Genomic DNA, 8,895 nt, shown 5'->3' with positions numbered 1-8,895 from the left:
GGCCGACCCCGACCACCGTGCCCTGCAGCCGGACCGCCTCGACCGCCGCGCCGATGAGGCCACGCTTGCCAACGCATTCGAAGACGATGTCGGGCGCTCCGCCGCAGAGATCGGTGAGGTTCTCGCTCAGCTTTTCGCCGGAAAGCGCGAAGCCGGTCGCGCCGAGAGCAAGCGCACGCTCGCGCTGATGGCCGTGGATGTCGGCCACCACGACACGCGATGCCCCCATGCGCCGCGCCCAGAAGGCGACGAGCAGTCCGATCGGCCCGGCACCCAGTATGGCGACCCGATCCCCCGGCTTCATGCCCGAACGGACGATGCAATGCAGGGCGACCGACAGTGGCTCGGCCAACGCACCATCCTCGAGTGCTACATCGTCGGACAGGATATGACATTGGCGTGCGGCCACGGTCGCGTATTGCGCATAGCCGCCGCCGATCAGCTCCATCTCGTGACAGCGCGCCGGATCGCCGCGCTCGCAGGCCTCGCAGTGTCCGCAACCGCGCATCGGCACGACAGCGACCCGGTCACCGATCCGAAGGCCCGTTGCCTCCGATCCGACCGCGACGATGTCACCGGAGAATTCATGGCCGAGCACAAAGCCTGCCTCGATGCCGAAAGGCACCGGATCCTCGGTGATGTGCAGATCGCTGCCGCAGATGCCGCAAGCGGCGACACGCAAGACGACCTCGTCCGGTGCTGGCGTCGGGTCCGGCACCGTGCCGATCCGCAGTGGGACCCCGACCTTATCGAAGATGGCGGCTTTCATGAAATCCTCCTCGTCAGCGGTTCGGGGTCGACGAGCTTGCGTCGGATCGGGAACCATGGTGCATCCCACCGCTTCGAGATCAGGCCCCAGATGCCCGTCCGGGCGTAGAGCGCCACCAGAAGCGTCATCAGGCCGAGGACGACGAAATAGGTTGCGCCATATTCGCCGAACCAGCGGTCCGCGATGAAGAAGATCAGCGATCCGATCAGAACGCCCTCGATGGACCCGATCCCGCCGACCATGACGATGAAGATCGCGACGTTCGCCCACATCGGGTCAAAGGCCGAACCGGGGGTGATGCGCAGCTGCGCCATAAAATAGATCGCGCCCGCGAGACCGCAGCCGACCGCCGACGCGACATAGATCAGGAAGCGTAGCTTCACGACATTCACGCCCTGGCTGGCAGCTGCAACCGGATTGTCGCGTATGGCGATCAGCGCAAGGCCGAAGCGCGAGCGAAGCAGCCAATAGCTGCCGCCCAGCGTGACGAGCAGCATCCCCGCACAGAGCAGCGACATAGCGACATTCCGCTCGAAGGCCGAATAGTCCTTCATCACGCGAAGCGACATGCCCGCGCCGGAATTGACGAGCGGCAGGTTCGAGGCGGTCAGCCGGAAGACCTCGGCCACCACCCATGTGCCGATCGAAAAATAGGGGCCATCCAGGCGATGCAGCAGCAGGTAGATCGGCACGGCCAGCGCGGCCGGCACCAGGAGCGACAGGAAGACCGCCACAAACGGATTGATGCCGTAGGTCTGCGCCAGCACGAAAAGCGCATAGCCGGCGGCGCCCATGAAGGCGTGCTGGCCCACGGAGACGAGGCCGGCATAGCCGGCGAGCAGGTTCCACATCTGCGCGACGGCGATATAGCAGCACAGCACCAGAACCGACCGGATCGTGCCGGTCGAAGCCCACCACGGCATGACAGCGACAGCGACCGTGGCCAGCACCGCCAGCGTCATCGCAATGCGACCGGACCGGGTCTGGCGCTGGACCACGACTTCGGGCACCTCGGTTGTTGCCACATAGGGAATCGCACTCATGACAATGCCTTTCCGAACAGGCCCTGTGGGCGGGTCGCCAGCACGACCAGGAAGACGATATGTCCGGCAAGCACGCCGAAGCCCGGATCGATGCGGAAGCCGATGGCCTGCGAGATGCCGAGCACCATCGAGCCGACGAAGGCGCCCCATACCGTCCCCATGCCGCCGATGATCACCGCTTCGAACGCGTAGATCAGCTGGGCAGGTCCGTCGGCCGGAGCAACAGTCGACCGCAGCGCCTGGAAGACGGCTGCAAAACCGAGAATGCCGACCGCCGCCGCTGTCGCCATCGCATAGACGGCGCGCGGGTTGATGCCGGTCATCGCCGCCGCCTCGACATCGGCCGACGCGGCGCGGAGCGCGCGACCGAAGCGCGTGCGCTTCAGCGTCAGGTCGAGGCCTCCTGTCAGGCCCGTGGCAACGGCCAGCACGATCAGCGGCAGGAGACCGACATAGATGCCGCCGATCTCGATGGACTGGCTCTCGATCCCATGGCCGGGCAGCGATCGGCTGTTCGCGGACCATATCTGGAGCATCAGGTTCTGCAGCGCGATCGACAGTCCGAAGGTCGCGATCAGCGAGGGCAGCGGATCGCTGCCCACCACGCGGTTCAGCACGGCCTTCTGCAGCACCCAGCCCATCAGCACCGCGAGCGGCACCAGCACGATCAGCACCGGCAGCGGTCCCAGACCCCAAGCCGTGGCGATCGAGATGCCGATCAGCGACAAAAGGATCACCAGATCGCCATGGCTGATGTTGACGATCCGCATGACGCCGAACATCAGCGCCATGCCGAGTGCATACTGGGCATACATGCCGCCCAGCAGGACCCCCTGCACCAAGGCGTCAAACCACTCCATGGCCCGCTCCAAAATAGGCTTTGCCGATCTGCTCGCGCGTGATTTCGGCGGACCTGCCGGTCAGGGTCACGCGGCCCTCCAGCATGCAGTAGAGGCGGTCCGTGGCGGTCCGGGCGAGGCCGACATCCTGCTCGACCACGATCATCGCCGTTCCGGTGGCGCGGATTTCGGGCAAGGCGGCATAGATTTCGCGGATCACCTTGGGCGCGAGACCAAGGCTGATCTCATCGCAGAGCAGCACGCGCGGCTGGCAGAGCAGCGCGCGGCCGATCGCCACCATCTGCTGCTGCCCGCCCGAGAGGCTTTGCACCTGGGTGCGAGCCTTCTCCTTGAGGATCGGGAACAGCTGGTGCAGACGCGGCAGCGTCCATCCGCCCTTGGCGCCCATGCGCGCGGCCTGGTCGATGGCGACGCGCAGATTGTCCTCGACCGACATGCCGGTGAAGAGGCGGCGGCCCTCCGGCACGATGGCGACGCCCTTCTGCACCATGCGGTCGGTGGCGGTGCCGCCGACCGGCTCACCGTGCAGCAGCACCATCTCGCGCCCGACCGGAAGCAGGCCCATGATCGAACGCAGGAGGGTGGATTTTCCGGCCCCGTTGGCGCCGATCAAGGCCACGGCCTCACCCTGGTGCAGCTCGATGTCGACGCCGTAGAGCGCCTGGAAGTCGCCATAGCGGGCCAACAGCCCGTGGGTGGAAAGAACGGCCGTCATCCCTCGATCCCCATGTAGACGCGCTGGACCTCGGGCAGCGCGATCACGTCGGCGGGCACGCCTTCGGCGATCTTCTCGCCGAAATTCAGCACCAACAGCCGGTCGGCCACCGCCAGCAGCGCGTTCAGCACATGCTCGATCCACACGATGGTGATGCCGCGGTCGCGGATGCGGCGCACCAGCGCCACCAGCGCCTTCGATTCATCGTCGGTCAGCCCGCCCGCGATCTCGTCCAGCAGCAGCAGCTTCGGATCCGACGCCAGCGCGCGCGCCAGCTCCAGCCGCTTGCGGTCGAGCAGAGTGAGACCGCCGGCCGAGACATTGGCCTTGTCGGAGAGTTCGCACTCGCGCAGGACCTGGGCGCAGAAAGCATAGCTCTGCTTCTCGGACCGGCCGCCGCCGAAAGCGGCGGCGACCAGCAGGTTTTCGAAGGTGGTCATGCCGGAATAGGGACGCGGGATCTGATAGGTCCGCCCGATCCCCATCTGGCAGCGGCGGAAGGGCGGCTCGCCGCGGAGTGCCGTGTCGCCGAGCTGTATCTCGCCGCCGGACGTCTTCAAGTCGCCGCTGATCACGTTGAACAGCGTCGTTTTGCCCGCCCCATTCGGGCCGAGGATGCCCAGCACCTCGCCCCGATGCACGTCGAAAGTCACGTCATGCAGGACGCGGACAGCGCCGAAGGACTTCGACACCCCGTGCGCTTTCAGCAGGATTTCCCTACGCATGACTCTGCCCGCGTCCCCGCTCATGTCACCAGGCGATCGGCTGAATAGCCTGCTGCGGCGCGAAGAGCTGATTGACCGTGTTGTCGACGATCTTCAGGTCATAGGGCCATTTCTCGCCCTTCACCCACTGGCCGCCGAAGATCGGCGTCTTGCAGATGTTCTTGTGGGGCGAGCCGTCGAACTTGATATGACCGACCAGCGTCTGCAGATCGGTAGCGACCAGGGCGTCTCGGTTGGCTGTACGATCGAGCGGATTGGAAGAGCGCTTCAGGATGTCGAGCGCGACCTCGAGCAAGGCATGCGAATAGCCCAGCGGCTGCGTCCACTGCCGCTTCGAATCGACTTCCCATTGGCTGGCGATGTCGCTGCTGACCTGCCCGGTCAGCGACGACTTGAACGGGAAGGCCGGTGTCCACCAGACCTCCGAGGACATGCCGTTGCCTAGAGGACCCATGGCCTCGACACCCCCCGGGAACAGGAGTGCCGCCGCCACCGTGACCGCCTTCGGCTTGAAGCCCTGCTGGTTGCACTGGGTGACGAAGGTCTTCAGATCGTCCGGATAGGTAATGCCGCCGATGATCTCGCAGCCCTGCTTCTTGAACTCGGCGATCTGTGCGGAAAAATCATTGGTGCGGGGCTGGAAATAGCCGGGCACCACGACCTCGTAGCCGGCCTTGCGGGTCGGCGCTGGCAAGCCATATTCGTCGTTGCCCCAGGTCTCGCCGTCGATGTTCTGCGGAAACAGCATGCCGACCTTCTTGTTGGTCTCCAGATGGTTCCAGAGTCCGACGAAGGTGTTCAGCGCCTCGTCGAGGCCCCAGAAGAAATGATAGGTCCAGTCGAAGGTCTGCTTGCCGCCGCCGCGCGGCATGATCACCGCTTGCCAGGGAGCGCCGGAGGAAATGCAGGGGGTCTCATAAAGCTCGGCCTGCTCGGCCGCGGGCAGGATTGTGTCGGTGGTCGAGGCCGGTACGAGCAGATGCACCTCGTCGTTCAGGATGAGGTTGCCGGCGATTTCCGATGCCTTGTTCGGATTGGACTGGCTGTCGCGATCGAGTATCTCGATCTCGTAAGTATTGCCGTCGGCACATTGCAGCTGGCCGCCGAGCAGTGCGCGGATTTTCTGCAAGGTGTAGCCATCCGTTTCACCAAACAGGGCGAGCGGCCCGGTCGTGGGGCTGAGATAGCCGAGCTTGATCTTCCCCGCCGTCGCGGCGCGCAGATAGGTCGGCATGCCCAGCGTGCTGGCGGCAACGCCGGCTCCAATCCCCTTCAGGACGCTTCGGCGGCTGGGCCGCAAGCCCGATTTCACCAGTTTGTTGTAGTAGGTCATTGTCGGTTCCTCCCTGGGTTAAGTTTCTCCGGCCCACGGGACCGGTCTCAGTTCAAAGCTTGTTCAGGTCATCCTCAGCAGCGAGCCGCCATCGATGACGATCAGCGAGCCCGTCACGTAGGACGCGGCCGGCGACGCAAGATAAAGCGCCAGGCCCTTGATCTCTTCAGGGTCACCGATCCGGCCGATGAGCGACTGGGCCTCGAAGGCCTTGCGGTCCGCCGGATTGCGCAGCCGGCCGCCGGCGATGTTGGTGATGAACGGCCCGGGCAGGATTGCGTTGATGCGGATGTTGTAGGCGCCGAGCTCCATCGCCATGTGGCGAACGAGATGGTTCACCGCGGCCTTGGCGGGCATGTAGGGTGTACCCACGATGCTCTCGTTGATCAGCGAGGCGATGGACGACGTGACGATGATCTGGCCGCCGCCATTCGGCTTCATGTGCCGCACGGCATGCTTGATCGTGGTGTAGACCGAGGTCAGGTTTATCTCGATCACCTTGTCCCAGTGCTCGTCGGGCAGGTTCTCGATGGCGCCCTCGGGGTTCCTTTCGCCCGTCGGGGTGTTGAAGCCCGGCCCGGCGTCGATCCCGGCATTGGCGAACACGACGTCGATCGAGCCGGCCTTCTCGGCCACCTTGTCGAAGGCGGCCGCCATGGCCGCACGGTCGCCGACATCGACGACCTGGCCCCAGACATCGCCACCCGCCGCCCTGATCGCCGCCACGGTCTTCTCCAGCCCGGCAGGGTTCAGGTCGAAGATGCAGACCTTCGCCCCGTGCTCGGCCATGATCTCGGAATAGGCCTGCCCGATGCCGCTGGCGCCGCCGGTGACGATCACCGACTTGCCTCTGACATCGAACATCTTCTCAAGTGCGGCCATCAGTTTCCTCCCTTGCGCGACAGCACGAAATCGAACTCTACGTCGTAGAACGGCGCCGCGACCTCGACCCTGGCCGCGGCTTCGGCGTCCTCGACCTTGCGGAATTCGGCGAGCAGGCTTTTCTTCACGCCGAAGACGGCATCTGAATCGATGTACGGATCGTCCGGATCGAAGATGTGCGTGGTCAGCGCGTCGAAGCCCTCGGCCTCGACAATGTAGTGGAGATGCGCCGGACGATTGGGGTGGCGGCCTAGCGCGCCCAGCAGCTTGCCGACCGGACCGTCATCCGGGATCGGGTAGTATTTGGGCTTCACGCCGCGGAACCAGTAACGTCCGTCCGCACCGGTGCGGAACACCCCGCGCAGATTGAAGTCGGGCTGGATGCCCTTCTGCTGCACGTCGTAGAAACCCTCGTCATTGGCCTGCCAGACGTCGATCTTGGCGCCTGCGATCGGGTTACCCTCGGTATTGAGGATGCGGCCATGCACGAACATCGGCTCGCCCTTCTGGTCGAGGCAGATGTTCGATCCCATTGGCAATTCGGGCGCGTCGGCGACGTGGAAAGGCCCCAGCACCGTGGATTCCGAGGCACCCGACGGCTTGCGGTTGTTGATCGCATCGACCAGCATCGAGACGCCGAGAACATCCGACAGCAGGATGTACTCCTGCCGCCATTCGTTGCAGATCTGGCCCGTCTGCGTCAGGAACATGATCGCGCCGAACCATTCCTCCTGCGTCGGCTCGATCTCCTTCACCGCCTCGTGCAGCTTTCGGGTGATGACCTCCATCACCTCTTTGAGCCGCTCGTCTTTGGCGTTCCTGTTGCGCGCCACGACGACCTCGGCCGAGTTCGCCTCGGTGAAATAGCCGGATTCGTGTTCGTCGATCATGCGATCCTCCTCAGCGCGCCAGAACGGATTTGAAGACCCGGCGCAGTTCGGCCGCCGGATCGGCCGCGAGCGTTTCGGAACGCCAGGCGACGTGGTGGTCGGGACGGACGACCAGGCAGCCGGTGTCGCGGATCTCCCGCGCGCCGGCCCAGTCGCCGGTATGATCCTCGATCGTGCGGCGCGGGCCGATCACATGGCTGCGGATCGGCAGACCGAGCTCCGCGCCCACCGTCTCCGCCGCGGCGACCCACGCCTCGCCGCCAATACCGGTCAAAAGCGTGAACTCGCCATGCCCGCAAAGATCGAGCGTCGAGACCTTCCTGCCCGAGCGCTCGAACACCCAGACATGCGGCAAGCGCGCGCCCGGCCACGTCGTTGGCGCATAGTGCAGCTCGCGATCCTTCTCGAATGCCGGCTCGCGCTGGCCGTCGGTCACCACCGCGCCGGACGCATAGCGCTGGTTCATCTCGACGCCATGGGCGTCGAACTCGTACTTCTTGAAGGCGATAGCCTTGCGGAGCGCCTCGCGCTGCGCTTCGGCCGCGGGCGTCGCGTCGGCGCGGGCCTCCATGTTCCTCTGGATCTTGTCGTGATCGACGCCGCCATCCATGCCGAGCGCCTCGAAGATCGGTCCGAATTCGGCAATGGACTGGTTCGCCCGCGTCACGATCTGGCGCGCGATCGGTGCGCGCTCGGCAGAGTAGCTATCCAGAAGCCCGATGCCCGCCTGCCCCTTGACGACCTTGGCAAGCTTCCAGGCGAGATTGAACCCATCCTGGATCGATGTGTTCGAGCCGAGCCCGTTCGAGGGCGGATGCCGGTGCGCGGCGTCGCCCATGATGAACACCCGCCCCTTCTGCATGTGCGTGGCGAAGCAGTTGTTCACCGTCCAGGTGTTGGCGCCCAGGAGCTTGATCTCGAGCGCGGGATCTCCGACCAATTGACGCGCGACCTCGGTGGCCAGTTCCGGCGTTACCTCCGGCGGCGGCTGGTTGATGTCGTAGCCCCAGACGATCAGCCACTCGTCCCACGGCCGCACCATGCGAACCAGACCCATGCCGATGCCGCCGACGTCGGCGCCGGGCTGCATGACCCAGTAGAGGACGCTCGGCCGGTGCGCGACGTATTTCGACAGATCGGCCCTGAACAGGATGTTCATCGAGCCGCCGACGCCCATCTTACCGTCGAGCGGCAGGCCCAGATGCTCGGCCACCAGCGAGTTGCCGCCGTCGGCGCCGACGAGGAACTTCGACCGCACGGTGAAATCCTTACCCGACAGCCGATCGCGGCAGGTCGTGGTCACGCCGTCCGCATCCTGGACATGGCCGACATATTCCGTGCTCATGCGTGCCTGCGTCCCGCGGGCGCAGGCCGACTTGAACAGGATCGGCTCCATGAAGGTCTGGGGCAGATCGTTCATGAAACAGGGAGACGACAGCAGATGTTCGGCCTTGGAGAGCGGCGCTGTACCCCAGCTCTTCATGCGGCCGATCTCCTCGCCGGCCAGGCTTTCGCAGAACACGTTCTCGCCCATCAGTTCCTGCGGCGAGGCGTGCATCATGGCCTCTGCCTCGACATCCGGACCGAGGTCCCGCAGCACTTCCATGGTGCGCTGGTTGGTGATGTGGGCACGCGGCGTGTTCGACAACCAGCGATAGCGATTGACGATCATGTTGGC

Annotated in this window: 9 protein-coding genes; all 9 read right to left on the bottom strand. The window is 65.1% G+C overall.

The genetic code is table 11. From position 1 onward, the window contains the following. Nucleotides 1–769, bottom strand: a 769-nt coding sequence (locus tag EN925_RS11945; protein ID WP_128336562.1) for an alcohol dehydrogenase catalytic domain-containing protein, incomplete at its 3' end; no start/stop codon positions are given. Continuing rightward, nucleotides 766–1,812: a branched-chain amino acid ABC transporter permease gene (locus EN925_RS11940; RefSeq protein WP_127368554.1), complete on the bottom strand. Its 1,047-nt coding sequence runs from the start codon at nucleotides 1,810–1,812 to the stop codon at nucleotides 766–768. The genes EN925_RS11945 and EN925_RS11940, both read right to left, overlap by 4 nt. Then, the gene (locus tag EN925_RS11935) at nucleotides 1,809–2,672 is read right to left on the bottom strand and encodes a branched-chain amino acid ABC transporter permease (RefSeq protein WP_013533085.1); all 864 of its coding nucleotides are present in this window, start codon (nucleotides 2,670–2,672) and stop codon (nucleotides 1,809–1,811) included. Before EN925_RS11935 ends, EN925_RS11940 begins: the two co-directional genes overlap by 4 nt. After that, nucleotides 2,659–3,387: an ABC transporter ATP-binding protein gene (locus EN925_RS11930; protein ID WP_013533086.1), complete on the bottom strand. Its 729-nt coding sequence runs from the start codon at nucleotides 3,385–3,387 to the stop codon at nucleotides 2,659–2,661. The genes EN925_RS11935 and EN925_RS11930 overlap by 14 nt, the downstream gene beginning before the upstream one ends. After that, a complete protein-coding gene (locus EN925_RS11925; protein ID WP_128336560.1) occupies nucleotides 3,384–4,112 on the bottom strand; it encodes an ABC transporter ATP-binding protein in 729 nt (242 codons plus the stop codon). Before EN925_RS11925 ends, EN925_RS11930 begins: the two co-directional genes overlap by 4 nt. A gap of 25 nt (nucleotides 4,113–4,137) precedes the next feature. After that, on the bottom strand, nucleotides 4,138–5,445 hold the full coding sequence (locus EN925_RS11920; protein WP_127365425.1) for an ABC transporter substrate-binding protein: 1,308 nt from the start codon (nucleotides 5,443–5,445) through the stop codon (nucleotides 4,138–4,140). Between the two features lie 63 nt (nucleotides 5,446–5,508). Then, nucleotides 5,509–6,327, bottom strand: a complete 819-nt coding sequence (locus EN925_RS11915; protein WP_013533089.1) for an SDR family NAD(P)-dependent oxidoreductase — start codon at nucleotides 6,325–6,327, stop codon at nucleotides 5,509–5,511. Continuing rightward, on the bottom strand, nucleotides 6,327–7,217 hold the full coding sequence (locus EN925_RS11910) for an intradiol ring-cleavage dioxygenase (RefSeq protein WP_013533090.1): 891 nt from the start codon (nucleotides 7,215–7,217) through the stop codon (nucleotides 6,327–6,329). The genes EN925_RS11915 and EN925_RS11910 overlap by 1 nt, the downstream gene beginning before the upstream one ends. A 10-nt stretch (nucleotides 7,218–7,227) precedes the next feature. Then, the coding region (locus tag EN925_RS11905; RefSeq protein ID WP_128336559.1) for an FAD-dependent monooxygenase at nucleotides 7,228–8,895 on the bottom strand (1,668 nt) is incomplete at its 5' end.

It is taken from the genome of Mesorhizobium sp. M7A.F.Ca.US.006.04.2.1, assembly GCF_004022915.1.
Taxonomy (GTDB): Bacteria; Pseudomonadota; Alphaproteobacteria; order Rhizobiales; family Rhizobiaceae; genus Mesorhizobium; species Mesorhizobium ciceri.
This window is presented reverse-complemented; position numbering and strand designations above follow the sequence as displayed.